This window comes from Streptomyces inhibens, assembly GCF_003389455.1.
Lineage (GTDB): Bacteria > Actinomycetota > Actinomycetes > Streptomycetales > Streptomycetaceae > Streptomyces > Streptomyces inhibens.
In genome coordinates this window covers 1-23,021 of the sequence record NZ_QUAC01000070.1, presented here as the reverse complement: position 1 = coordinate 23,021, position 23,021 = coordinate 1, and the positions used below count along the sequence as shown (strand labels likewise).

The window sequence follows — 23,021 nt, the reverse complement described above, 5'->3', positions numbered from 1 at the left end:
CCGCTGACTGAGTGGGAGCGCGGCCCGGTGTCAGCTGCGGCCTATGGCCTTCCGGAGGCCGTAAGCCGCTGCGCCCAGCACCAGCACGGCGGCCCCGGCGAGCACCGAGGATGCGGGCAGGGCGAAGGCCAGAAGCAGGCAGCCGGCCAGGCCGACGACCGGGAGGGCGCGCGGCGGCCGGCCTTCGGCGGTGGTCAGCGTGAACGCGGCGGCGTTGGCGATGGCGTAGTAGGCCAGCACGCCGAAGGAGGAGAAGCCGATCGCGCCGCGGAGATCCCCGGTGGCGGCGGCGAGGGCGACGACGACTCCGACGGCGAGTTCGGCCCGGTACGGGACGCCGAAGCGGGGGTGGACGGCGGCCAGGGCGTGGGGCAGGTGCCTGTCGCGGGCCATGGCCAGGGTGGTGCGCGAGACGCCGAGGATCAGCGCGAGCAGGGAACCGAGGGCGGCGACGGCCGCGCCGACGCGCACCACGGGGGTCAGGGCGGGGAAGCCGGCCGCACGTACCGCGTCGGTGAGGGGCGCCGTGGCGTCGGCGAGCCGGCCGGGACCGAGGACGGTCAGGACGGCGAGCGCCACGGCCACGTACACGGCCAGCGCGATGCCCAGGGCGAGGGGGATGGCGCGGGGGATGGTGCGGGCGGGGTCGCGGACCTCCTCGCCGAGGGTGGCGATGCGGGCGTAGCCGGCGAAGGCGAAGAACAGCAGACCGGCCGCCTGCAGCACCCCACGGACGGTGCCATCGGTGCCGATGCCCAGACGGGTGGCCTGGGCCGTGCCGCTCGTCAGGCAGACGGTGACGACCGCGGCGAGGACGGCCAGGACGACGGCGACGATCGCCCTCGTGAGCCAGGCGGATTTCTGCACGCCCACGTAGTTGACCGCGGTCAGGGCCACGACGGCAGCGACCGCGACCGCATGCGCCTGGCCCGGCCACACATAGAGGCCGACGGTCAGGGCCATCGCCGCGCAGGAGGCGGTCTTGCCGACCACGAAAGCCCAGCCGGCGAGGTAGCCCCAGAACTCTCCGAGCCGTTCGCGCCCGTAGACGTACGTCCCGCCCGAGGCGGGGTAGCGGGCGGCGAGGCGCGCCGAGGAGGTCGCATTGCAGTACGCCACCAGCGCGGCGACCGCCAGGCCGAGGAGCAGAGCGGTCCCGGCCGCCTCGGCGGCAGGCGCGAAGGCGGCAAAGATGCCCGCCCCGATCATCGACCCCAGCCCGATCACCACGGCATCGGTGGTGCCCAGCCGCCGCTTCAGCACGCCCTCGCCCGCGGGGGCCGACGCTGCTGCACCCATCTCGCACACCCTCCAGCCGATGCACCGGTAGCCATCGAGGCGCACCGTATAGGAAGCAGGTGTCGGGACAGGGAGGAAGCAGGTGTCGGCACACGGGGCCGGCGTCTACTCCTCGGTTGCGCCGACAGAGGTGGCATATGCGGGCCATTCGGTTTGAATCGGGGCAACTTGACACGCGCGTCGGCTCGTCTTATGCAGAGGGTGGAGACGGCTTGCGCTCCATACCGGCAGGTGAGAGCACCCTGTGAGGTGCGGGTCCGAGGGAACCGCCCAAGCACTCCGTGCCGGCCATCGCTCCGGGAGCGAGCCTCGACGTGAGGAGAGGACCATGGCACGTGCAGTGGGGATTGACCTCGGTACGACGAACTCGGTGGTCAGCGTGCTGGAGGGCGGTGAGCCCACGGTCATCACCAATAGTGAGGGGGCTCGGACCACCCCGTCGGTGGTCGGGTTCGCCAAGAACGGTGATGTGCTGGTCGGTGAGGTCGCCAAGCGGCAGGCCGTGACCAACATCGAACGTACGGCGCGCTCGGTCAAACGCCACATGGGCGAGGCGGAGTGGCGCTTCCCGGACAGCGGTGACATCGACGGCAAGCGGTACACCGCGCAGGAGATCTCCGCGCGGGTGCTGCAGAAGCTCAAGCGCGAGGCCGAGGCCTACCTGGGCGAGGACGTCACGGACGCCGTCATCACCGTTCCGGCGTACTTCAACGACTCCCAGCGCACCGCGACCAAGGAAGCCGGCGAGATCGCGGGCCTGAACGTCCTGCGGATCATCAACGAGCCGACCGCCGCGGCGCTCGCCTACGGCCTGGACAAGGAGAACGACCAGACCATCCTGGTCTTCGACCTCGGCGGCGGCACCTTCGACGTCTCGCTGCTGGAGATCGGCGAGGGCCTGGTCGAGGTGAAGGCCACCAACGGCGATACCCACCTGGGCGGCGACGACTGGGACCAGCGGATCGTCGACCACCTGACCCAGCAGTTCAAAAACGGGTACGGCGTCGATCTGGCCAAGGACAAGATGGCTACCCAGCGGCTGCGTGAGGCCGCGGAGAAGGCGAAGATCGAGCTGTCGGCCGCGACCGAGACCACGATCAATCTGCCGTACATCACGGCCTCCGCCGAGGGCCCGCTGCACCTGGACGAGAAGCTCACCCGCTCGCAGTTCCAGCAGCTGACGTCGGACCTGCTGGACCGGTGCAAGGCGCCGTTCCACAACGCGGTCAAGGACGCGAAGATCAAGCTCTCCGACATCAACCATGTGATCCTGGTCGGTGGCTCGACCCGGATGCCCGCGGTGACCGATCTGGTCAAGGAGCTGACCGGCAAGGACCCGCACAAGGGCGTCAACCCGGACGAGGTCGTCGCCATCGGCGCGACGTTGCAGGCCGGTGTCCTCAAGGGCGAGGTCAAGGACGTACTGCTCCTGGACGTCACGCCGCTGTCCCTCGGTATCGAGACCAAGGGCGGCATCATGACCAAGCTCATCGAGCGCAATACGACCATCCCGACCAAGCGCTCCGAGATCTTCACGACGGCCGAGGACAACCAGCCGTCCGTGCAGATCCAGGTCTACCAGGGCGAGCGCGAGATCGCGGCGTACAACAAGAAGCTCGGGATGTTCGAGCTGACCGGTCTGCCGCCGGCTCCGCGCGGTCTTCCGCAGATCGAGGTCTCCTTCGACATCGACGCCAACGGCATCATGCACGTCACCGCGAAGGATCTCGGCACGGGCAGGGAACAGCGGATGACCGTCACCGGCGGCTCCGCACTGCCCAAGGACGACATCGACCGCATGATGCGCGAGGCCGAGCGGCACGCCGAGGAGGACCGCCGCAAGCGTGAGGCCGCCGAGGCCCGCAACCAGGGCGAACAGCTCGTCTACCAGACCGAGAAATTCCTCAAGGACAACGAGAACAAGGTCCCGGCCGACCTGAAGACCGAGGTGGAGACCGCCGTCGGCGAGCTCAAGGAGAAGCTCAAGGTCGAGTCCGCCGATGGAGACAACACTGCCGAGATCCGCGCCGCCACCGAGAAGCTCGCGACCGTCTCCCAGAAGCTGGGCCAGGCGATGTACGCCCAGGCGCAGTCCCAGGCCACGCCTACGGACACCGAAGGCAGCGGCGAGGGCAGTTCGGGCGCGGCCACCGGTGGTCAGGACGACGTCGTCGACGCGGAGATCGTCGATGACGACAAGCGGGAGGGAGGCGCATGATGAACCGCCCGACAGACGACCCTGGCCGCCGTCCGCCGCTGGTACTCGTCGGGCACGAGCCGGGTGACCCCCCGTCCCCGCTTCCGCCCCATGGCGCCCGGGGAGAGGAAGGGACCGATCAGGACAGGGGTACGCCGCCCGGCCACGACCCGGCGGCCGCTCAGCCGGCAGCCCCGGAGGCGGGGCTCCGCGCCGAACTCCGGGAACGCACGGCCGACCTGCAACGGCTGAAGGCCGAGTACGACAACTACCGCAAGCGGGTGCACCGCGACCGCCTGGCGCTCGGCGAGATCGCCGTGTCCAACGTGCTCGGCCGGTTGCTGCCCGTGCTCGACGCCCTCGCCGAGGCCACCGAGCAGGGGGAGGTGACCGGCGGCTTCGGCCGCGTCGCCCAGGCTCTGGACAGCGAACTGGCGGGGCTGGGCCTGCAGTCCTTCGGCACGGCCGGCGACCCCTTCGACCCGGTGGTGCACGAAGCCGTCCTGTACACCCCCACCGACGAGGTCGATCGCACCACGTGCGCCGCGATCCTGCGTCCGGGCTACCGGGTCGGCAACCATCTTCTGCGCCCCGCCGAGGTGGCGGTCGCCGGACCGCCCGACGACGGTCCCATGGAGGCCGCGGACGCCGAGTGCACGACGACGGTGACGGCGTTGACAACGGTGACGACGAAGAAGACATCGGCGACATCGGCGACGTCACGGTGGGCCGGGCCGCGCGACTCCTGACGGGTGGCGCCCGCGCCGTAACGCTGTATGCGGTCGGCACCGCCTACCGTGCCGTGCGCGACTACCCCCACAAGGCGTGCGCGGCCGCCGCGCCGGCGAAGGCCGCGCCCAGGCCCACCACGACGCTCGCCACCACGTTGGCCACCGCGTAGAGGCGGGCACCTTCCTCGGCCAGCCGCAGCGTCTCGTACGAGAACGTGGAGTAGGTCGTCAGCGCGCCGCACAGGCCGGTGCCGATGAGCAGCTGGAACTGCGAGGAGGCGGCACCGGCGGTGGCGGCTCCGGTGAGCAGGCCGAGCACGAGGCAGCCCACCACGTTGACGGTGAGGGTGCCCCAGGGGAAGACCGAGTCGTGCTTGCGCTGCACGGTGCGGTCGGTGAGATAGCGCAGCGGCGCACCGACCATCGCCCCGGCAATCACCAGCACCCAGTTCACCGTTCCTCCGTGGCGTCGTTGTTCTCCGGTTCGCGGCCGACGTAGGAGATGACCTCGCAGTCGTCGAGGATCACCAGCCCCTCGGTGACGAGCTCGTCGATCTGCGGGAGGAAGGCGCGGACGCGCTCCTCGGTGTCGACGATGACGATGGCGACCGGCAGGTCCTCGCTCAGCGACAGCAGCCGGCTGGTGTGGATCAGGGAGGAGGCGCCGAAGCCTTCGATGCCACGGAAGACCGAGGCACCGGCGAGGCCGGCTTTGTGTGCCCGGTGCACGATCTCCGCGAAGAGGGGTTTGTGGTGCCAGATGTCACTCTCGCCGACGAAGATGGTGACGCGCAGGGCGGATCCGGTCAGCCTCATCGCTGCCTCCACTCGATGACGCGGCGGGTGAGGTGCGCCGCTGCCCAGACCGACGCCAGTGCGGCGAGCAGGGTCAGGGCCAGGTAGGCCAGGGCGGTACGGGCGTTGCCGCCGTCCGCCAGGCGCTGGATGTCCACGGCATAGGTCGAGAAGGTGGTGAAGCCGCCCAGCACGCCGGTGCCGAAGAAGGGGCGTACGAGGCGGTGCGCGGCCCGTACGTCGGTGATCACCACCATGAAGATGCCGATGATCGCGCAGCCGATCACATTGACCACCAGGGTGGTCCAGGGGAATGCTCCGGCCGCGGTCGGCCAGAGAAGGGACGCGCCGTAACGGGCGCCGGCGCCGATGCCGCCCCCCACGGCGACCGCCGCGATGACCGCCGCCTGCCCCTGGGGCCGTGCTGCGCGCCGGGCCGGGGTGTGCAGGTCCACATCGGGGTCGATGGGCTCGTTCCGCATGGATGTGCGGGCCTCTTCCACGTACCTCTCCTACTCGCCGGGCACCGTTTCCGGGTGCGCGTCATCGCAAGTAGGGACCGTTGGCGGCGTCATCGCCGCGGTTCGGGGACGGCGGGCCCCACCGCCGTACGGTGCCCAGACAGGCACCGCCGCAGGCAAGCCTACCGGGTCTCCCCCGCACACGCCGGAGGGGTGGTGGTCCGGCCGCCCCCGCTGAGGCTGCGGTCGCCACCGCCCCCCGCCCGGAGCACTCTGGAGACATAACCGTGTCGCCGTGAACCGAGCTGTGAGGTGCCCCATGAGCACACTCGAAGAACACATTGACATCGACGTTCCCGCCGATACCGCCTGGGACTGCCTTCACCGTGTGGAAGCCTATCCGCGGTTCCTGGACGGTGTACGCGAGGCGCGTACGGAGGGTGACAACCGGGCACACCTGGACGTCGACGCGCTCGGCCACACCCGCGAGGTCGAGATCGAGATCATCGACCGTGGCGGGGAGAAGGTCATGATGTGGCAGACCACGAGCGCTCCCGACCTCGCGGGCACCTTCGCGCTGCTGCCCATCGACGGGGAGCACACCCGGATCCAGGCCCGGTTCGAGTACGACCCGGGCACCATCAAGGAGGTGTTCGGCGGACCGCGAGGGTTTGCCCAGGCGGCCGCGATCGAACGGGGCGTACGCAGCGACCTGCAACAGTTCAAGGCGTTGGCGGAACGGGAACGGTGAGCTGACACCGGCGCTCCCTCGGGAAGCACCGGCAGCCCAAAAATCCCCTGCGGCGCGGCGCCGGCTCCAGTAGCGTCCGCGCCATGACGCCTCCTCGCATTCGCCCTCCCTACACCGCCGACGAGCGGACCCAGCTTGTCGGTTGGCTCGACATGCAGCGCGCGATCGTCCATTGGAAGTGCGAAGGGCTGTCCGACGCGGACGCCCACCGACCCGTTCTTCCGGCCTCGCCCCAGATGACGATGGCAGGTGTCGTCTCCCATATGCGCTGGGTCGAGCACTGCTGGTTCGAGGTCATGCTGATGGGCCGGCCCGCCGAGGGACCGATGTTCGACGACGGCCCGGAGGATGCCGACATGAGGGTCGACGGCATCCCGCTCGCCCAGCTCCTCGACGAGTACGACCGGCAGTGCGCGGTGTCGGACGAGATCATCGCCGCCCATTCACTCGATGATGTGGGGCGGCACCCGGACTTCGGGGCCGCCGCCGCGAACCTGCGGTGGATCCTGTTCCACATGATTGAGGAGACCGCCCGCCACGCCGGTCATATGGATGCCATCCGGGAACTGGTGGACGGCGAAAAGGGCTACTACTGACGGCCGCCACCGACGATAGCTATCGGCGGCCGCTTCGAAGGGCGGCTGCCGAAGACGCCGTCCAGTCCACGATCTGTACCGCCGCGCCGGCGGCCTCCTGTCCCTGACAGCGAGCGTGGTGCCGGCGGGCGATGCCGTCCAGGTCGAGGTGCGAGCCGAAGGCGGGGTGGGCCGCCAGCCGACGGGCGTACGACCACAACCGCGGGTGGTCGGCGATGCGGTGAACCGCAGCGGCGTCCAGATGCCAGCGGTGGACGGTGTCGAGCTGCACCAGTGTCACCCACAACTGGACGTCGGCGGCGGTGAGTTCGCCACCCAGCAGGTGGTCCCGGTCGGCCAGCCGCTGCTCCAGTGAGTCCAGTGCGCCGAGCAGGGTGCCCAGCGCGGTCTCGTGGTCCGCGCTGTCGATGCCGAGCCGACCGGCGTGCTGCGCGGCCTCGTTGATGTTCCGCTCACAGAGCCGGGCGACCGCCTCGATCTCGTTCCGGGCATGGTGCGGATACAGGTCAAGGCCGTCGCCGCCGAACTGCCGGGCCAGGTCGCGCAGGATGTCGGGGGCGTGCGTACTGACGATCCGTCCCGTCCATCCGTCGCTGAGCACCGGCGCCGCGGCCGGGCCGGGGTGCTGGTGCGAACTGGCTTCGTACAGCGGGCGCAGCGCCGTGTATCCGGCACCCGGGCCGTCGGGCACGGCGGGCAGCAGTGTCACCGGAAGGACGTCATCGAGGTCCAGCAGGCTGTGGGTGATGGCGATGCTCAGACAGTCCGGACAGGACAGTGAGAGGTGCAGGCGGTAGCGGTGCGGCACGGCGTAGTGGCCGCTGCGCACATCGCAGCCGATCCTGCCCCGGAGGGACGGCACGCCGGTCTGCGACGTGGTGGTGTGGGACGTGGTGGTCTGAGACGTGGCGGACATGCGACTCCCTGGGATCCGGGTCCGGTTCGCGGACGTACAGGCGGACGTAGAAGCGGACGTACTGGCGCACGTACAGGCCGACGGACGTACAGGCCGATGCACGGGCACGGGTGTACGGGCGTATGCGTACAGGCGTAGGACGGGCGTGGGCGCAGGCGGATGCGCGGCAGGCGGCGGGCATGGGGCGCCGTCGGCGCAGGCCCGGGTGCGACGAAGAGTTCGGCGCGGGGCGGAGTACGTCGCGGCGGCGGGCCGCTATCGCCTCAGCAGAGAGGACTTGCCGCGCTGCAGACGCGCAGCAGATCGATGTGCCGGCGTGAGGTCAGAAGGGGAAGCGGCTGGAACGCGCGGCTCGCGCGGTCGGTGTCCAGCCCTGCACGCCCCATGATTTCCCACCCGTTCACTAGGGTTCCCGCCCTTGAGTGTCGAGCCGCCGTCGAGCCACGTCAAGGGTGCTGCTGCGCCTGGACGCGCGACTGGTGCCCACCTCGGGACCGGGTGGTACGCCCGGAGGGGCCACGCCGTCCCGTTGCGGGATAATGCCGGCATGCGGATTTCAGCCAGAGCGGACTATGCGGTGCGTGCCGCGCTGCAACTCGCTGGTGCCCGGGAGGCGGGGCCGCTCAAGGCGGAGGCCATTGCCGACGCTCAGGACATTCCGCACAAGTTCCTCGAAGGCATCCTGAACGATATGCGGCGCGGCGGGCTCGTACTCAGTCAGCGCGGTGGCAACGGCGGCTACCGGCTGGCCAAGGCTCCGGAGGACATCAGCATCGCGGATGTCATCCGCGTCGTGGACGGGCCGCTCGTGTCGGTACGCGGTGTCCGCCCGCCGGAGCTGTCCTACACCGGGCCGGCCGAGTCGCTGTTGCCGCTGTGGGTCGCGCTACGGGCCAATGTCCGGCAGATCCTCGACGGCGTATCCCTGGCCGATGTCGCCTCGGCCGACCTGCCCACCCGGGTGTCCGCGCTGGCCGAGGATCCGGCCTCGTGGACGAATCCCTGACCGGCGCCTGACCGGCCCCTCATCAGCCCCTGACCGAACAGTCCGGATTTCAAGACCCAACTGTCCACCCCTCGAACGCCCCTTGCTCCGAAAGGGAGTCCGGAAGCATGATTCATTCCCTACTAATCCAGTGGGAAAACTAGGGAATGCGTGAGGTGGGGCGGCCGTGCACACGCCGATCCACACGCCCGACAGGATGGTGAACGGCGCCATGCCGAAGAAGTCCGCAGCACGCACCGCCTCCCCACAGATCAACCACCCGGCCGAGGAAGGGATCTGGCCACGCGTCACCCGTGAGATCGCGGATGATCTCGCCGTCGACGCAATCATCCGCGACCGGGCGGGCAAGCCTCCCTTCGACGAGATCTCACGACTGCGCGAAGCCGGTCTGCCGGCGCTGCTGGCACCGCCCGGCCCGGCCCACCGAGGGACCGACTGGCGCACCGCCTGTGCGGTCATCCGGGAGATCGCGGCGGCCGACAGCTCGATCGGCGAACTGCTCGGCCGGCACTATGTGTTGTCGTGGAGCGCCCGTTTCTTCGGCACCCCGGAGAAGGCCGACGTACTGGAACTCCGGGCGGCGGAGGAGCAGTGGATCTGGGGCGGCAGCACCGACCTTCCGGGGTCGGAGGAGGCGGAGCTGGAGACGGGTCCCGACCTGACGCTCACACCGGCCGACAGCGGCTACGTCCTCAACGGGCGCAGGGCGTTCGCCGCGGGTGTCGCTGTGGCCGACCGGCTGGTGCTCGCCGCGGGATGTACCGAAACAGGCGAGTCGCTGATCGTGGTCGTGGACCCGGCCCACCCCGGTGTGACGGCCGACCCGGCACATGACCGCCTCGGACAGCGCCTCGCCGGAGCCGGCACCGTCGGGTTCGACAGCGTCCCGGTGCCCGCCGATCAGGTGCTGGGCGCCGTGCCGCGCGACGAGCACGATGTCGCCCCGTTCGCCACGCTCGCCCCTCTGGCGCTGCGGCTCGCTCTCGTCCATGTCGGCCTGGGGATCGCCGAAGGAGCGCTGGCCGAGGCGCGGGACTTCAGCCGTGCCACGCCGCGCATCTGGCCGATCGCGGACCCGGACAACGGCGCCTACGCGGGACGGCCAAGTGGCGATCCGTACCTCCTCCTCGCCTACGGGGAGTTGGTGGCCGCCGCCCACACCGCCGCGGCGGTCGTCGAGCCGGCGACGGAGGCCCTGGCAGGAGGACTCCTCATGGGGCGGGAACTCGGCATCGACGAGCGCGCCGACATCGCGGTCCTCGTCGCCGCGGCCGAGGCCGTCACCAGCAGGTCCGCGATGCACATCACCACGCGCATCCTGGAACTCACGGACGGCGCCGACTCCCCCGCCGACGGCCCGGGGTTCGACAGGTTCTGGCGCAACGCGCGCGTCCTGACAGCACAGAGCTCCCCCACCCACAGGCTCCGCGACATCGGCGACCACTATCTGAACGGGACGCATCCGCCCTTAACTCTGCGCATTTGAGAGCGGCTTGTCCGACTCGGGGAGGTGCTTGTCCGGCTCGGAGGGCCACAACGGACGGCCGAGATGACCCGACCCTCCGCCGGATCCGGTCAGCAGCCCGCGCTCCTTTCGCCGGCGCTCGCCTGCCACTTGTGTCCGATCCCTCGAAACAGCGCCGGATACACCCCCAGGTACCGGAAGGGCTTGATGCCCGCCATGTAGACGGCGCCGAGCCGCCCGTTCGGCTTCACCAGGACGGCCATCTGACCACGGCAACCGCCGGCCCCGTCCGGGACCCAGCCGATGTGCATCACCGCCTGCACGGTCCGGTTGGCCAGCTCGGCCACCCACTCGTCGTGCGTCAGGTAGACGGAGGTGAGCGGAAGCGCGCGGAGGTCGGGTCCGCGGGGACCCTCGCGGAGATCCGCCGGCAACCGGTCCCGCAGCGTCCGCGCGCGGGTGCCGAGGCCGGCGTCGGGCTTGTCCCAGCCGAGCAGTTCCCCGAGCTTCCAACGGACCGCGAAGAGCATGCGCGGCACAGGGGAGGAGACGGGTGCCCCGTCGCCGTTCGCGAACTGGTGCACCAGTTGTGCGAGGTCGTCCGGGCCGCCTGGTGTCGGCAGCGCCCACACGTCCTCGACCTGGAAGTCGCCGGCGATCTCGTGGATCCGCCAGGGGCGGGAAGTGTGCGCGGTTCTGGGGAGTCGCATGAGCAGGCCCCTCTCCCTTTATCTATACGATGCCGTATAGATAAAGGCTAGCACCCATCTATACGGCACCGTATAGATGAGGGAAGACGTGAGGGGAGACACATCATGGGCGTGACCCGCACGCCTCGCGGCAAATGGATCGAGGAGGGGCTGCGGGCGCTCTCCGCCGGCGGCCCGGAGGCCGTTCGGATCGAGACACTGGCGCAGGCACTCGGTGTCAGCAAGGGCGGCTTCTACGGGTACTTCGGCAACCGGGACGCGCTGCTCACCGAGATGCTCGACGCGTGGGAGCGCGAGGTCACCGAGGGAGTGATCGAGCAGGTCGAGAGCGGCGGAGGAGATGCCAGGGCCAAGCTGGAGCGGCTGTTCACGATCGCCTCGTCCGGCGACGGGCCGATGACGGGCACCACGGCCGACCTCGCGATCCGCGACTGGGCCCGGCGCGACGAGGCCGTTGCGCAGCGACTCCGACGCGTCGACAACCGGCGGATGGAGTACCTGCGCTCGCTGTTCGGCTCCTTCTGCCCCGACAAGGACGACGTCGAGGTCCGCTGCATGCTCGCCTTCTCACTGCGGATCGGCAACCACTTCATCGCCGCCGACCACGGCAGTCACAGCCGCGCGGAGGTGATGCAGCTGACCAGAAAATGGCTTCTGAGGTAACGGTGGCGTGCTGTCGCTACCCGCGAGAGTCCAGGTCGCGGGCCAGGTGCGCACGGCGCAGGCCGTGGTTGCGCAGGTGGCGGAGGTCTTCGCGGGTGTCGTACATGAGTTGTGTGTGGAAGTAGTTGATGTACTCCAGCACCGCGAACAGCGCGAAGACGAGGCCCGGCCAGCTGCTGCTCCCGGGGTCGACGCATACCGTCCGGAGGGTGAAGAGCACGCCGGCGATCAGCAGCGGAACGTTGAGTACGCGGAGCGTCGCGAAAGTCCTGGCGCCGGGGAGGGAGTTGCCGGGTGTCGCGACCCGGCGGAGCTTGGCGAGCCAGTAGGCGGCTCCTTGCAGGAGGAGGAGCGCGAACAACGCGAATCCCACGGCGTTCGCCGGCGTTATCGGGAAGCCGACCTTGCCGAACCAGAGTGCGGCCTGGAGCGGGATGTTGAGCAGTTCCAGGAAGGCCAGCGACCGCAGCCGCCGCTGGATCCAGGCGCGAGAGCGATGATTCATTCGAAGATCATCTCAGTGGCCGAGCGGTGAGTCGGCAGGGACCAGCTGCCGGCAGCGGGCTCACACCAGGTCGTCCGGAGCCCCGTCGATCTTCTGCTCGGCCCAGACGGTCTTGCCCTCGGCGGTGTAGCGAGCACCCCAGCGCTCGGCGAACTGCGCGACGAGAAGGAGGCCGCGGCCCCCTTCGTCCGTGGCGCGTGGATGCCGTACGCGGGGTGCGGTACTGCTTCCGTCGGAGACTTCGCAGGTCAGTGTGCGGTCGCGGATCATACGCAGCCGGATGGGGGCGCTGGCGTAGCGAATGGCGTTGGTGACGAGTTCGCTGACGATCAGCTCCGTGGTGAACGCTTCCTCCTCCAGGCCCCAGGAGGTGAGCTGGTGGGCGACGAGGGAACGCGCGGTGGAGACGACCGCCGGGTCGGAGGGGAGGTCCCATGCGGCAACCCGGTCCTCGCCCAGCGCGTGGGTGCGGGCGACCAACACGGCGGCGTCTTCAGGGGGTTGCTCAGGGAGGAGGGAGTCGGTGAGCAGTCGGCAGGTCTCGCTCAGGGAGTCCGGCGGCCGGGCGAGCAGGCCTTCGAGCCGGGTCAGGCCGGCCGCCCGGTCCTCGTACGCCTGGAGCAGCCCTGGGGTGTGGAGGGTGAGCAACGCCCCCTCGGGCAGCTCCAGTTCGGCCTTTCCGAACGACGGGCCGGGCCGGCCCAGCGGCTCGGCGGCCGGGGGCTCCAGGGTCGTCACCGAGCCGTTCGGATATCGGACGACGAGACGGGAGTGGCCGGCTCCGGCCATGGTGCAACGCCGGGAGACCGGGTCGTAGACCAGGTACAGGCACTCGGAGCCGATCCCGTCCACATGACCGGAGCCGACCCCGTCCCCATGACCGGGGCCGGGGCGGGCCTCCACGTCAGCGTCCTTGTCGGCGCCGGTGTCGGCCCGGCCGCCGGCCCCCGCCCGGCTGTCGTCACCTGCCAGGCGGAACACCAAGTCATCGACCCTGGCCAGCAGTTCGTCCGGCTCCAGATCCAGGTCCGACAGCGTATGGACGGCCGCCCGCAGCCGGCCCATGGCAGCCGCGGCATGCACGCCATGGCCGGCGGCCCGGCCTGCCACCAGCGCCACCCGGGCTCCGGACAGCGGGATGACATCGACCCAGTCTCCGCCGGATCCGGCATGGACGTACTGGTGGGCGGCCTCCACGCCGATCTGATCAGGGAGTTCGTGCGGCAGCAGACTGCGCTGGAGACTCAGCAGCGCGTCGCGTTCGCGTACGTACTGACGGGCGTTGTCCAGGCAGACGGACGTACGGCGGCCGAGTTCCGTGGCCAGCGTCAGATCGTCCTCCCGGAAGGGGCCCAACTCCCCCCATCGGTAGAACGCGGCGAGCCCGAGGGGGAGGTCGCGGACGACCAACGGGATCAGCATGAGCGAGTGGACCTTCTCTTCGAGCATCCGCCGCCCGCGTACGGGGTCGGCACGGATCCACTCACTGTCCGGGCCCAGCCGGCTGACCAGCAGCGGCCGCAGGTCGCGCAGGGCCCTGGTGAACGGCCCGGCGAACGGAAAGGTGCTGACCTCGCCGACCTCGTACACGCCCGGCGGCACCTCCTTCCGGCGGGAGCGCGAAGCCGCCCGGCGCAGCACTACGTCGCCGGCGACCGGCCCGGGGGTGATCTCCCCGCCCAGGAGCGTCGGCTCCAGCACCTCGATGGCGGCGGTGTCGGCCAGTCGTGGCACCGCCAGATCGGCCAGTTCCTGAGCGGTGCGCACCACGTCCAGTGTGGTGCCGATACGCGCCCCGGCCTCGGCGAGCAGGGCCAGTCGCTCCTGCGCGCGGTGCCGGTCGGTGACGTCGACCACCGCATCGGCCACCCCGAGGATGCGGCCATGGGCGTCTTCGAGGCGGAACGCGGACACCGAGTAGATGTGCTCCTGGCCGGGGTCTCCCGGAGGCCGGCCGCGCTTCTCGAAGCTGATCACCGGCTGCCCCGACTCCAGGACCTGTTTCATCACCCGCTCCGTGGGCTCGGCGCCGAAGTCGGGCCACACCTCGGTGGGGCGACGGCCCACCGCCGTCTCGGTCGGCGTGCCCTGCATGCCCTCCGCGGCAGCGTTGAACTTCAGCAGCCTGAGCTCCGGGTCGAAGACGAACAGCCCCACCGGCGATCGGGTGAACAGCGCCTCCAGAAATGCCCGGTCGATTTCCCGCGCGGACGACGTCCCTGCGGGAGCCAGCATGACCGCCCAGCGCGGCCCGGCGCCGTCTCCGTCCTCGGGGTGGACGCTCAGCCGGCAGCTGACCGTACGGCCGTCACGGTGGCGCAGCAGGATGGCTGCGCCCTCTTCGCCCTCGTCGCCCTTGTCGCCCGGTGCGGGCCCTTCGGCTTCGTCCGCCTCGTCGGCCGTGGCCATCAGTACGGCGGCGGGCCGTCCCACGACATCGCTCGCCACGTATCCGAGCAGGCGTTCGGCCGCGGCGCTCCATTCGGTCAGCACGCCTCGCGCGTCGACCACCACCCGGGCCCACGTCTGCACCGCGGGCTCTACGGGCCGGTCGCCGCCGTACGCCATGTCGGATGCGCCCATCGCCTCCAGCCTCACCGTGCGTCGGTGCTTTCCGCTGCCTCCCAGTGTTGCCGCCCGCAGGTCACTCTGCGAGGTCGGCCGCCCCATGTGCCACCGCGGGCCGCGCGGCCGCGGTGGCCTCCGGGATGCGGTTGCCGGGGGAATCTTGTTGCCTGCGCCCGGTGGACACCGGCCGGGTCTCCTGGCTCGAATGGCAGGTCCGGCGGGAGGCCGTTCGGGTACGCACGGAGGAGACGGCGAATCGTTGGTTGAGCCTTTCGAGGTAGGGCCGGCCGGTTCGCGGATGTCCCGGGACGGGTGTTGTCGCAGGCCTGTGGGGTGTCGGAGCCGCCGTGTCAGGGCGGCCGGGAGGTGATCGTGCCCGCTGTGTCAGGACGGCCTGAGCGTGATCGTGCCCGCCGGTTCGGGCTCGGCGCATGAGCGGAAGCCGTGGCCGATCCGGTCGAGGAGCGCGCGCAGCCAGCGGGTGTCCTCGGTCGAGGCGTGCCGCAGCCGCATCCGCCGGGCCTGCAAGGGGGTGATCCGTACGTCGTGGAGCCTGCCGGTGTCCGGTTCCACCGAGACGAGGTAGAGCAGCCGCAGGTCGTCCCGGTACTGCTCGTAGCCGGTGATGCCCTCGTAGTCATCGATGAAGTCGCCGCACCCGTGGATCACCAGTTTTCCCCGGTGCACCTCCAGGGAGCGGGGGTGGTGCGAGGAGTGCCCGTGTACGACGTCCACGCCGCCGTCCAGGAGCATCCGCACGAAGACGGCCTCGCTGTGGGTCACGCCGTAGCCCCAGTTGGGACCCCAGTGGACCGAAGCCACCGCGATATCGCCCGGCCGCTTGACCTGCCGTACCCGGCCGATGATCTCGGCCGCGGCGGCCTCAGACGGCCTGGCCACCACGTTGACCCCGCTGCGGGCCGCGGTCGCAGCCCAGGTGTGCGGGATCCCGCTGGACGGCATGCCGAAGGAGAAGACCAGGAGCCGGCGGCCGGCGTCGAGAGGGACGGTCGCCGGGCGTCTCGCGGCGTCGGCGTCCGCTCCTGCCCCGGCGGTCCGCAGCCCCGCGCCCGCCAGGGTGTCGAGCGTTTCTTCCAGTCCGCCGCGGCCGAAGTCCAGCACGTGATTGTTGGCCAGTACGCAGACGTCGGGGTGGGCGACGGCCAGACAGGAGAGGTTCGCGGGATGCATCCGGTAGTGCACCGCCTTGTCGGGTGCGAATGCGTCGTTGCAGGTGATGCTGGTCTCCAGGTTGATCACCCGGGCGGCGGGGGCAGCCTCATCGAGCACCGGCAGCGCCTCCCCCCATGGCCAGGAGAAGTCGACCGGACGGGGAATGGGGCCGTTCGCCGCCTCCGCCAGCTCGACATAGTCGCGGGCGTCCCGGACGAAACCCTCGCGCAGCGCCGGGTCGCCGGGACACGGCAGGATCTGGTCGACGCCGCGGCCGAGCATGACGTCACCGCAGAGGAACAGCGTGACCAAGTCACCGCCCATTCCCCCAGGTTAGGGCCAATCGGCCGAGGTTTCGCGGCGACCGCGTACGCGCTGTCCGCCGCCGCCCGGCGTGCGCGCCCGCTCAGCCGTCCAGCATGCGGGCCCCGGCGGATCTGGCCGCCTCGTCAGCCCTCCCCCCTTCGCCCACCAGCCCCGTCGCCTCGATGTCACCGCGGCTCACCAGGCGGCGCAGTTGATGGCGGGACCGGCGCATGATGACGCCCGGCGCGCCGCCTCGTAGCGCCTGCACGGCGCGCAGCCACGGCTGGGCGTAGACGGCGGGCTCCCGTCGCTCGATGCCGCGGACCAGGCGGTCGGCAACCTGTTGGGGCGGATAGATCTTTCCCGCGGGCCACGGCAGACCGGCACGAAGTTCCCTCAGCACAGGGACGTGGATCATGTCGGTGTCGGCCCAGCTGAGGTAGGCGATGCCGACATCGACGCCGGTGTGCGCCACTTCGGCGCGCAGCGCATGCGCGAACGCCTCGACGCCCGCCTTGGAAGCGCAGTACGTGGACATCATGGGCACTGCGGTGATCGCCGCGAGGGAGGCGATCTGCAGGTAGTAGCCGCGCGTGGCGAGGAGCCCGGGGAGGAAGGCGCGCACCGTGAGGCAGCTGCCGATCAGGTTGACCTCCACCACCCGGCGCCAGACGGCCGGATCGCTGTGCAGGAACGGGCCGCCGGCAACGACACCCGCGTTGGCGACCAGCACGGACGGCGGCCCCAGGCATTGCCGCACGCTGTCGGCGGCGTCCGTCAGCGCGCCCTCGTCGGTGATGTCCGCGGACCAGTAACGGGCGCGGCCGGGAAGGGACGCCGCGACCTGCTGAAGCTCGGGTTCTTCGAGCCCGATCAGCGCGACCGTTGCTCCGCGGCGTACGAGCGCTTGTGCCATGCACGCCCCCAGCCCGCGGGCAGCGCCGGTCACGACGGCGGTCCGGCCCGAGAGGGGCTGATTGGTCATGTCCACACTCCGCGATCTGCGCAGGGCCCGAGGCGCGTGGTCTTCCAACGTAACGCCGGGCCGACCGGCACGCCTTTCGCCGCCGAGCGCCGTGCGGGTCCCTGCCCGCGCCCGGGTCAGCGGTCCGTACGGTCCCGGACGGGGTACGGCACGAAAGTGCTGCTGTTCTCATCGATGGCGAGCGGCCGCCCCAGGGGCGGTACGGCGCGCTGGGGGCAGTCGAGGCGCTCGCAGATCCGGCAGCCCATGCCGATGGGGGTGGCGGCGGAGGCGTTGGCCAGGTCGAGACCGTCGGAGTAGACGAGCCGGGAGGCGTGCCGGATCTCGCAGCCGAGGCCGATGGCGAAGGTCTTGCCCGGCTCTCCCCAGCCGCCGCGGTGGCGGGTGAGGGCGCGGGCGGTCCACAAGTAGCGCTGTCCGTCCGGCATCGCGGCGATCTGGACATGGATGCGGCCGGGTGCCGTGAACGCCTCGTACACGTTCCACAGCGGGCAGGTGCCGCCCGCGCGGGAGAAGTGGAAGCCGGTGGCCGACTGGCGTTTGGACATATTGCCCGCGCGGTCGACGCGTACGAAGGAGAACGGCACGCCCCGCAGGCGTGGGCGCTGGAGGGTGCTGAGGCGGTGGCAGACCGTCTCGTAGCCGAGGCCGAAGCGGTCGGTGAGGCGTTCGAGGTCGTAGCGCACTTCCTCGGCGGCGGCGTGGAAGGCGCGGTACGGGAGGATCAGCGCGGCGGCCACATAGTTGGCGATGCCGATCCGGGCCAGCGACCAGGTGGTCGAGCCCTTCTCGTAGTCCTCAGCGGCGAGTGCGGACAGCTCCTCGGCGTACTCCAGCAGGGCGAGTTGCGTGGCCATACGGAAGGCCTGCTGGCCCGGGCGCAGACGGTTGGACAGGTGCAGCACCCGGGCCGTCGCGTCGTAGTGGTGCAAGCGGTCGGAGTCGGCCGCGAGACGGACGCCATGGCGTTCGGCGAGCCGGGCGGAGAGGGCGCGCAGTACCTCGCCGGGACGGATGTCCATCTCGTCCGCGAGGTTCTCGGCGGCGAGATCGAGGTCGTGCAGATAGTTCTGGCGGCGGTAGAAGAACTCCCGGATCTCCTCGTGCGGCGAGCGCGGCGCGGCCGGGTGGTCGTGGTCGCGGCCGTCCGTCGCCTCGGCCAGCCGCTCGGCCAGCGTCTGGTTGCGCCGTCCCAGATCGAGCAGGACGCCGGCCACGGCCGGTAGCCGGGAGGCCAGTTCGGAGAGGTCGGAGGGGGACACCCGGGCGGCAGCGACCTCGTCGGCGAGCGTTTCGCGCAGGTCGGCGACGAGTCTGCTGGTGTCGCGTGCCGAGAAGAAGCCGGGGTCCACCCCGAACGCCTCGGTGAGGCGCAGCAGTACCGGCACGGTCAGCGGCCGGGAGTCGTGTTCCATCTGGTTGAGGTAGCTGGGCGAAATCGCCAGTATGCGCGCCAGTTCGGCCTGGCTGAGCCGTCGCTCCTCGCGCAGCCGTCGCAGCCGCGCCCCCGCGTATGTCTTGCTCACCGGGATGTCCCTTCGATGCGGCTGAAGCCTATCCGACCAGGGGGAAGCCGGACTTGAGATGTTGGCAAGGTTGGCAAAACAGCGTCGGAAGATGCGCTGAAGTTGGCAAGCAGCCATGGTTGATGGCACTCGGTGCCACTGCCAGAGTCTGAGTGCGGCCCGCCGGACCCCGGCGGCCGGAGCGGAACTCCGGGCCCGATTTCAGGCCCTGACGTCGGGAATCTCGGCGTTCCGGTCCGGCCACCCGGGCGCATTGCTCACCTCTCCACACACCGGGAGGGGTCCGGCGGGCGGCGGCACAGAAGGTACGGCACTCAGTGCCTAGCCCTTCGCACACTTCACACGCACCAGGCGATACAGGCGACCCCGGGAGACGGTCATGGCGCAGACGGACACGACGACGGCCGAAGAGCTGGCACAGCGGTGGGCAACGGACCCGCGCTGGAAGGGAGTTGAGCGCACGTACGGCGCCGAGGACGTGGTGCGGCTGTCCGGCAGCGTCCGCGAGGAGCACACCCTGGCCCGGCGCGGCGCCGAGCGGCTGTGGCGGCAACTCCACACCCAGGACTATGTCCATGCGCTCGGCGCGCTGACGGGTGGTCAGGCGGTGCAGCAGGTCAAGGCCGGTCTGCAGGCCATCTACCTCTCCGGCTGGCAGGTCGCGGCGGACGCCAACCAGGCCGGTCACACCTACCCGGACCAGAGTCTCTACCCCGCCAACTCCGTTCCGCAGGTGGTGCGCCGGATCAACAATGCGCTGCTGCGCGCCGACCAGATCGCCACCGTGGAGGGCGGCGGAACCGGTGCGGATGAGCGCATCGACTGGCTGGCGCCGATCGTCGCCGACGCCGAGGCCGGTTTCGGCGGTCCGCTCAACGCCTTCGAGCTGACCAAGGCGATGATCGCGGCCGGCGCCGCGGGCATTCACTACGAGGACCAGCTGGCGTCCGAGAAGAAGTGCGGCCACCTCGGCGGCAAGGTCCTGGTGCCCACCGCACAGCACATCCGCACCCTCAACGCCGCCCGGCTCGCGGCCGATATCGCCGATGTGCCGACCGTGATCGTGGCCCGTACCGACGCACTGGCCGCGAACCTCCTCACCAGTGACGTGGACGAGCGCGACGCCCGCTTCTGCACCGGCGAGCGGACCGCCGAGGGCTTCTACCGGGTCGAGAACGGTATGGCCCCGGTGATCGCCCGCGGCCTGGCCTACGCCCCGTACGCGGATCTGCTGTGGGTGGAGACGGGCACTCCGGACCTGGCGCAGGCCCGGGAGTTCGCGGAGGCCATCCATGCGCGGTACCCGGACCAGATGCTGGCCTACAACTGCTCGCCGTCCTTCAACTGGAAGGCCGCGCTGGACGATGACCAGATCGCCAAGTTCCAGCGGGAGCTGGGCGCGATGGGCTACCGCTTCCAGTTCATCACCCTGGCCGGGTTCCACTCCCTCAACCACGCGATGTTCGAGCTGGCCCGTGGCTACGCCGAGTCCGGCATGACCGCGTATGTCGACCTCCAGGAGAAGGAGTTCGCCGCCCAGCAGTACGGCTTCACCGCCGTCAAGCACCAGCGCGAGGTCGGCACCGGCTACTTCGACCGGGTCTCCACGGCGCTCAACCCGGCCTCCTCGACCACCGCGCTCGCCGGCTCCACCGAGGAAGAGCAGTTCCACTAGAGCCGCTCTGGCCCGGCCCGGTCCCGCCGGGCCACCCGTTCGACGAGGGCGTCGCCCGGGCCGCTCTCCGGGTGCGGGCCGGACGCCCGTCTCCGTCCGGCCCGCACCGCCCCACTCCGCTGAGGAGCCCCCGCATGCCTCCCACCGAACTGACCAGCGCCGTCCAGGTTCTCGGCACACCGGGCGACCGTCACGACGAGATCCTCACCCCCGCGGCTCTGGACTTCATCGGCCGCCTCGATGCCGCCTTCGCCGACCGGCGCCTGGACCTGATCACCGAGCGACGCCGCCGCGCCGCGCTGCTCGCCTCCGGTATCCCGCTCGACTTCTCGCGCGCCACCTCCGCCGTACGCACCGACCCCGACTGGCGGGTCGCTCCGCCGGCGCCGGGCCTGGCCGACCGCCGGGTGGAGATCGCCGGCCCGCCCGACCGCCGCACGGCCCTCGACGCCCTCACCTCCGGCGCGCAGGTGTGGATCGCCGACTTCGCCGACGCCACCTCGCCCACCTGGGACAACATCATCGGCGGCCAGCTGAACCTGCTCGACATCAGCGACCGACGGCTCGGCCTCACCGCTCCCCGGGGCGAGCGGCGGCCCGACGCTCCCGTCCCGGCCCTCATGGTCCGCCCCCGGGGCTGGCACCTCACCGAGCAGCACCTGCGCATCGACGGCCGCCCCGTCCCCGCCTCCCTGGTGGACTTCGGCCTCTTCTTCTTCCACTGCGCCGCACGGCGGATCGACGCCGGCCACGGCCCCTACTTCTCGCTCCCCCAGCTCGAAAACCGCTACGACGCCCGGCTCTGGAACGACGTCTTCGTCCTCGCCCAGGACCTGCTGGGCGTCCCGCGCGGCACCATCCGTGCCACCGTCGTCATCGAGACGGTCACCGCGGCCTTCGAGATGGAGGAGATCCTCTACGAACTACGGGAACACAGCGCCGGTTTGCACACCGGACGCGGGAACTACCTCGCCAGCCTGATCAAGAACTTCGCCCACCGACCGGACTTCGTCCTCCCCGACCGCGCGAAGGTCACCATGACGGCCCCTTTCCTGCGTGCCTGCACCGAACTGCTGGTGCGCACCTGCCACCGGCGGGGCGCCCATGCGATCGGCGCCATGGCCACCCATGCCCCCGGCCGCGATGCGCCGAGCGACGAGGCGGCCCTGGCCGGGCTGCGGCTCGACAAGGAACGCGAGGCCCAGGACGGTTTCGACGGCTCCCAGGTCGCCCATCCCGCCCTGGTCCCCGCCTGCCGCGCGGCCTTCGACGCCGTGCTCGCCGGCCGGCCGCACCAGATCGAGCACACACGGGACGACGTCGACGTATCCGCCGCGCATCTGCTCTGTATCCGCCGCACCAGTGGTCCGCCCACCCCCGAGGGCATCCGCTCCTATCTCGCCCTCGCCCTGCGCTACTTCGACGCCTGGCTGCGCGGCCGGGGAACGGTGACCCACTGCGGGGCCGTGGCGGACGCCGCCACCGCCGAGCTCGCCCGCGTCCAGATATGGCAGTGGCTGCGGCACGGCGCGGTCACCCGCGACACCGTGCTCGGGCTGCTCGACACGGAGTGCGCGGCCTTCGCCCGGGAGGACCCCGCGGCATGCGTGGCGCAGGCCCGCGATCTCTTCGACCGTACGGCGCTGTCGCGGGACCTGCCGCCGTTCTTCACCACGGACGCCTACGCCCGTCACCTCGTGCACCGCCGTACCCCCGTACGCCGTCCGGCGGTGCGGTCATGAGCGCGCCGATCCGCCGGGTCGGCATCGTCGGCGGCGGCCAGATGGGGGCCGGGATCGCCGAGGTCTGCGCCCGTGCGGGGCTGGACACCGTGGTCTGCGAGGCGGACGCGACCGCCGCCCGCGCGGCCCGCGAACGCCTCACCCACTCCTTGGAACGCGCTGTTCGGCGGGGGAAGCTGGACCGTCCGGCCGCCGAGGACGCACTGGCCCGGCTGGTCTTCACCGGAAGCCTGGACGACCTGGCCGACCGGCAGCTCGTCATGGAGGCCGTGGTCGAGAACGAAGAGGTCAAGGCGGAGGTCTTTGGCGCCCTCGACAAGATCGTCGAGGACCCGGAAGCCATTCTCGCCACCAACACCTCCGCCCTCCCGATCATGCGTCTCGGCATGGCCACCCGCCGGGCCGACCGCGTCGTGGGCCTGCACTTCTTCCACCCGGTTCCCGTCCTGCCGCTGGTGGAGGTCGTGGCCTCGCTCCACACCGCGCCCGGCACCGTGGCGGCCGTCGAGAAGTTCGCCGTCGATGCCCTGGGCAAGCGGGTGATCCGCTCCCAGGACCGGGCCGGCTTCATCGTCAACGCGCTGCTGATCCCCTATCTCCTGTCCGCGATCCGTATGGCCGAGTCCGGCTTCGCCACCGCGGCCGATGTGGACACGGGCATGGAAGCGGGCTGCGCCCACCCCATGGGTCCGCTCCGGCTGGCCGACCTGATCGGCCTCGATACGGTGGCCGCCATCGCGGATTCCCTGTACGAAGAGTTCAAGGAACCGCACTACGCTCCTCCGCCACTGCTGCAGCGCATGGTGGAGGCGGGATTGCTCGGCCGCAAAACGGGCCGGGGATTCCACGCCTACGACCGAGGTTGAGGGGCCCGGTTCACTGCCGCGGCTGAGGGGCCGCGGCCGCTGCCGGCGGGGTGCGGAGCAGACGACTGAGGCTGCTCCGCACCCC

The 23,021-nt window shown here is 70.8% G+C and carries 21 protein-coding genes; 10 read left to right on the top strand and 11 right to left on the bottom strand.

Features of this window, described 5'->3' with window-relative positions; all coding sequences use genetic code 11:
• Positions 1 to 30: 30 nt before the first annotated feature.
• Complete coding sequence (locus DY245_RS09545; protein WP_128505557.1) at positions 31 to 1,299, bottom strand: APC family permease; 1,269 nt, start codon at positions 1,297 to 1,299, stop codon at positions 31 to 33.
• Between the two features lie 328 nt (positions 1,300 to 1,627).
• On the opposite strand from DY245_RS09545, the gene dnaK reads away from it, so the two are divergent.
• Both dnaK and grpE read left to right on the top strand, forming a co-directional pair.
• Positions 1,628 to 3,517 (top strand): molecular chaperone DnaK, encoded by a 1,890-nt coding sequence (dnaK, locus tag DY245_RS09540; protein ID WP_128505555.1) that lies wholly within the window; start codon positions 1,628 to 1,630, stop codon positions 3,515 to 3,517.
• The gene (grpE, locus tag DY245_RS09535; protein WP_128505553.1) at positions 3,517 to 4,245 is read left to right on the top strand and encodes a nucleotide exchange factor GrpE; all 729 of its coding nucleotides are present in this window, start codon (positions 3,517 to 3,519) and stop codon (positions 4,243 to 4,245) included. The genes dnaK and grpE overlap by 1 nt, the downstream gene beginning before the upstream one ends.
• Positions 4,246 to 4,306: 61 nt before the next feature.
• On the opposite strand, the gene crcB (DY245_RS09530) is transcribed toward grpE, so the two are convergent.
• Genes crcB (DY245_RS09530) through crcB (DY245_RS09520) form a run of 3 tightly spaced genes read right to left on the bottom strand, consistent with a single transcriptional unit; the run spans position 4,307 to position 5,504 of the window.
• On the bottom strand, positions 4,307 to 4,681 hold the full coding sequence (crcB, locus tag DY245_RS09530) for a fluoride efflux transporter CrcB (protein WP_128505551.1): 375 nt from the start codon (positions 4,679 to 4,681) through the stop codon (positions 4,307 to 4,309).
• Positions 4,678 to 5,043 (bottom strand): DUF190 domain-containing protein, encoded by a 366-nt coding sequence (locus tag DY245_RS09525; RefSeq protein WP_128505548.1) that lies wholly within the window; start codon positions 5,041 to 5,043, stop codon positions 4,678 to 4,680. The genes crcB (DY245_RS09530) and DY245_RS09525 overlap by 4 nt, the downstream gene beginning before the upstream one ends.
• Positions 5,040 to 5,504, bottom strand: coding sequence for a fluoride efflux transporter CrcB (crcB, locus tag DY245_RS09520; RefSeq protein ID WP_128505546.1), 465 nt, complete (start codon positions 5,502 to 5,504; stop codon positions 5,040 to 5,042). The genes DY245_RS09525 and crcB (DY245_RS09520) overlap by 4 nt, the downstream gene beginning before the upstream one ends.
• 298 nt (positions 5,505 to 5,802) lie before the next feature.
• On the opposite strand from crcB (DY245_RS09520), the gene DY245_RS09515 reads away from it, so the two are divergent.
• Both DY245_RS09515 and DY245_RS09510 read left to right on the top strand, forming a co-directional pair.
• The gene (locus DY245_RS09515; protein ID WP_128505544.1) at positions 5,803 to 6,234 is read left to right on the top strand and encodes an SRPBCC family protein; all 432 of its coding nucleotides are present in this window, start codon (positions 5,803 to 5,805) and stop codon (positions 6,232 to 6,234) included.
• 83 nt (positions 6,235 to 6,317) lie between these two features.
• Positions 6,318 to 6,830 (top strand): DinB family protein, encoded by a 513-nt coding sequence (locus DY245_RS09510; RefSeq protein ID WP_128505542.1) that lies wholly within the window; start codon positions 6,318 to 6,320, stop codon positions 6,828 to 6,830.
• Positions 6,831 to 6,849: 19 nt separating this feature from the next.
• Here DY245_RS09510 and DY245_RS09505 read toward each other — a convergent pair whose 3' ends face one another.
• The gene (locus tag DY245_RS09505; RefSeq protein ID WP_128505540.1) at positions 6,850 to 7,746 is read right to left on the bottom strand and encodes a glutathione S-transferase C-terminal domain-containing protein; all 897 of its coding nucleotides are present in this window, start codon (positions 7,744 to 7,746) and stop codon (positions 6,850 to 6,852) included.
• 547 nt (positions 7,747 to 8,293) lie between these two features.
• Here DY245_RS09505 and DY245_RS09500 point away from each other — a divergent pair.
• The gene (locus tag DY245_RS09500) at positions 8,294 to 8,752 is read left to right on the top strand and encodes an RrF2 family transcriptional regulator (RefSeq protein ID WP_128505538.1); all 459 of its coding nucleotides are present in this window, start codon (positions 8,294 to 8,296) and stop codon (positions 8,750 to 8,752) included.
• A gap of 211 nt (positions 8,753 to 8,963) precedes the next feature.
• The gene (locus DY245_RS09495) at positions 8,964 to 10,238 is read left to right on the top strand and encodes an acyl-CoA dehydrogenase family protein (protein ID WP_128505613.1); all 1,275 of its coding nucleotides are present in this window, start codon (positions 8,964 to 8,966) and stop codon (positions 10,236 to 10,238) included.
• A gap of 89 nt (positions 10,239 to 10,327) precedes the next feature.
• On the opposite strand, the gene DY245_RS09490 is transcribed toward DY245_RS09495, so the two are convergent.
• Positions 10,328 to 10,927, bottom strand: a complete 600-nt coding sequence (locus tag DY245_RS09490) for a DUF2867 domain-containing protein (RefSeq protein WP_128505536.1) — start codon at positions 10,925 to 10,927, stop codon at positions 10,328 to 10,330.
• 105 nt (positions 10,928 to 11,032) lie between these two features.
• On the opposite strand from DY245_RS09490, the gene DY245_RS09485 reads away from it, so the two are divergent.
• Positions 11,033 to 11,590 carry a TetR/AcrR family transcriptional regulator gene (locus tag DY245_RS09485; RefSeq protein ID WP_128505534.1) on the top strand — a complete coding sequence of 186 codons (558 nt, stop codon included), beginning with the start codon at positions 11,033 to 11,035 and terminating at the stop codon, positions 11,588 to 11,590.
• A 16-nt stretch (positions 11,591 to 11,606) separates the two neighbouring features.
• On the opposite strand, the gene DY245_RS09480 is transcribed toward DY245_RS09485, so the two are convergent.
• From DY245_RS09480 to DY245_RS09460, 5 genes are all read right to left on the bottom strand, one after another.
• Positions 11,607 to 12,095, bottom strand: a complete 489-nt coding sequence (locus tag DY245_RS09480) for a hypothetical protein (RefSeq protein ID WP_128505532.1) — start codon at positions 12,093 to 12,095, stop codon at positions 11,607 to 11,609.
• A 60-nt stretch (positions 12,096 to 12,155) separates the two neighbouring features.
• Positions 12,156 to 14,678, bottom strand: a complete 2,523-nt coding sequence (locus tag DY245_RS09475) for a SpoIIE family protein phosphatase (protein WP_244942942.1) — start codon at positions 14,676 to 14,678, stop codon at positions 12,156 to 12,158.
• Positions 14,679 to 15,047: 369 nt separating this feature from the next.
• The gene (locus DY245_RS09470) at positions 15,048 to 16,160 is read right to left on the bottom strand and encodes a CapA family protein (protein ID WP_128505530.1); all 1,113 of its coding nucleotides are present in this window, start codon (positions 16,158 to 16,160) and stop codon (positions 15,048 to 15,050) included.
• 82 nt (positions 16,161 to 16,242) lie between these two features.
• The gene (locus tag DY245_RS09465; protein ID WP_128505528.1) at positions 16,243 to 17,127 is read right to left on the bottom strand and encodes an SDR family oxidoreductase; all 885 of its coding nucleotides are present in this window, start codon (positions 17,125 to 17,127) and stop codon (positions 16,243 to 16,245) included.
• 116 nt (positions 17,128 to 17,243) lie between these two features.
• On the bottom strand, positions 17,244 to 18,653 hold the full coding sequence (locus tag DY245_RS09460) for a short-chain fatty acyl-CoA regulator family protein (protein WP_128505526.1): 1,410 nt from the start codon (positions 18,651 to 18,653) through the stop codon (positions 17,244 to 17,246).
• A gap of 379 nt (positions 18,654 to 19,032) precedes the next feature.
• On the opposite strand from DY245_RS09460, the gene aceA reads away from it, so the two are divergent.
• From aceA to DY245_RS09445, 3 genes are all read left to right on the top strand, one after another.
• On the top strand, positions 19,033 to 20,328 hold the full coding sequence (gene aceA / locus DY245_RS09455; RefSeq protein ID WP_128505524.1) for an isocitrate lyase: 1,296 nt from the start codon (positions 19,033 to 19,035) through the stop codon (positions 20,326 to 20,328).
• 134 nt (positions 20,329 to 20,462) lie between these two features.
• A complete protein-coding gene (locus tag DY245_RS09450; protein WP_128505522.1) occupies positions 20,463 to 22,070 on the top strand; it encodes a malate synthase in 1,608 nt (535 codons plus the stop codon).
• On the top strand, positions 22,067 to 22,936 hold the full coding sequence (locus DY245_RS09445; RefSeq protein WP_128505519.1) for a 3-hydroxybutyryl-CoA dehydrogenase: 870 nt from the start codon (positions 22,067 to 22,069) through the stop codon (positions 22,934 to 22,936). The genes DY245_RS09450 and DY245_RS09445 overlap by 4 nt, the downstream gene beginning before the upstream one ends.
• The last annotated feature ends 85 nt before the right edge of the window (positions 22,937 to 23,021 follow it).

Excerpts from the sequence above, each read along its gene's own strand:
- DY245_RS09545 (WP_128505557.1), bottom strand. The coding sequence starts at position 1,299 with ATGGGTGCAGCAGCGTCGGCCCCCGCGGGCGAGGGCGTGCTGAAGCGG.
- dnaK (WP_128505555.1), top strand. The coding sequence starts at position 1,628 with ATGGCACGTGCAGTGGGGATTGACCTCGGTACGACGAACTCGGTGGTC.
- grpE (WP_128505553.1), top strand. The coding sequence starts at position 3,517 with ATGAACCGCCCGACAGACGACCCTGGCCGCCGTCCGCCGCTGGTACTC.
- DY245_RS09525 (WP_128505548.1), bottom strand. The coding sequence starts at position 5,043 with ATGAGGCTGACCGGATCCGCCCTGCGCGTCACCATCTTCGTCGGCGAG.
- crcB (WP_128505546.1), bottom strand. The coding sequence starts at position 5,504 with ATGCGGAACGAGCCCATCGACCCCGATGTGGACCTGCACACCCCGGCC.
- DY245_RS09515 (WP_128505544.1), top strand. The coding sequence starts at position 5,803 with ATGAGCACACTCGAAGAACACATTGACATCGACGTTCCCGCCGATACC.
- DY245_RS09510 (WP_128505542.1), top strand. The coding sequence starts at position 6,318 with ATGACGCCTCCTCGCATTCGCCCTCCCTACACCGCCGACGAGCGGACC.
- DY245_RS09505 (WP_128505540.1), bottom strand. The coding sequence starts at position 7,746 with ATGTCCGCCACGTCTCAGACCACCACGTCCCACACCACCACGTCGCAG.
- DY245_RS09500 (WP_128505538.1), top strand. The coding sequence starts at position 8,294 with ATGCGGATTTCAGCCAGAGCGGACTATGCGGTGCGTGCCGCGCTGCAA.
- DY245_RS09495 (WP_128505613.1), top strand. The coding sequence starts at position 8,964 with ATGCCGAAGAAGTCCGCAGCACGCACCGCCTCCCCACAGATCAACCAC.
- DY245_RS09490 (WP_128505536.1), bottom strand. The coding sequence starts at position 10,927 with ATGCGACTCCCCAGAACCGCGCACACTTCCCGCCCCTGGCGGATCCAC.
- DY245_RS09485 (WP_128505534.1), top strand. The coding sequence starts at position 11,033 with ATGGGCGTGACCCGCACGCCTCGCGGCAAATGGATCGAGGAGGGGCTG.
- DY245_RS09480 (WP_128505532.1), bottom strand. The coding sequence starts at position 12,095 with ATGAATCATCGCTCTCGCGCCTGGATCCAGCGGCGGCTGCGGTCGCTG.
- DY245_RS09475 (WP_244942942.1), bottom strand. The coding sequence starts at position 14,678 with ATGGGCGCATCCGACATGGCGTACGGCGGCGACCGGCCCGTAGAGCCC.
- DY245_RS09470 (WP_128505530.1), bottom strand. The coding sequence starts at position 16,160 with ATGGGCGGTGACTTGGTCACGCTGTTCCTCTGCGGTGACGTCATGCTC.
- DY245_RS09465 (WP_128505528.1), bottom strand. The coding sequence starts at position 17,127 with ATGACCAATCAGCCCCTCTCGGGCCGGACCGCCGTCGTGACCGGCGCT.
- aceA (WP_128505524.1), top strand. The coding sequence starts at position 19,033 with ATGGCGCAGACGGACACGACGACGGCCGAAGAGCTGGCACAGCGGTGG.
- DY245_RS09450 (WP_128505522.1), top strand. The coding sequence starts at position 20,463 with ATGCCTCCCACCGAACTGACCAGCGCCGTCCAGGTTCTCGGCACACCG.
- DY245_RS09445 (WP_128505519.1), top strand. The coding sequence starts at position 22,067 with ATGAGCGCGCCGATCCGCCGGGTCGGCATCGTCGGCGGCGGCCAGATG.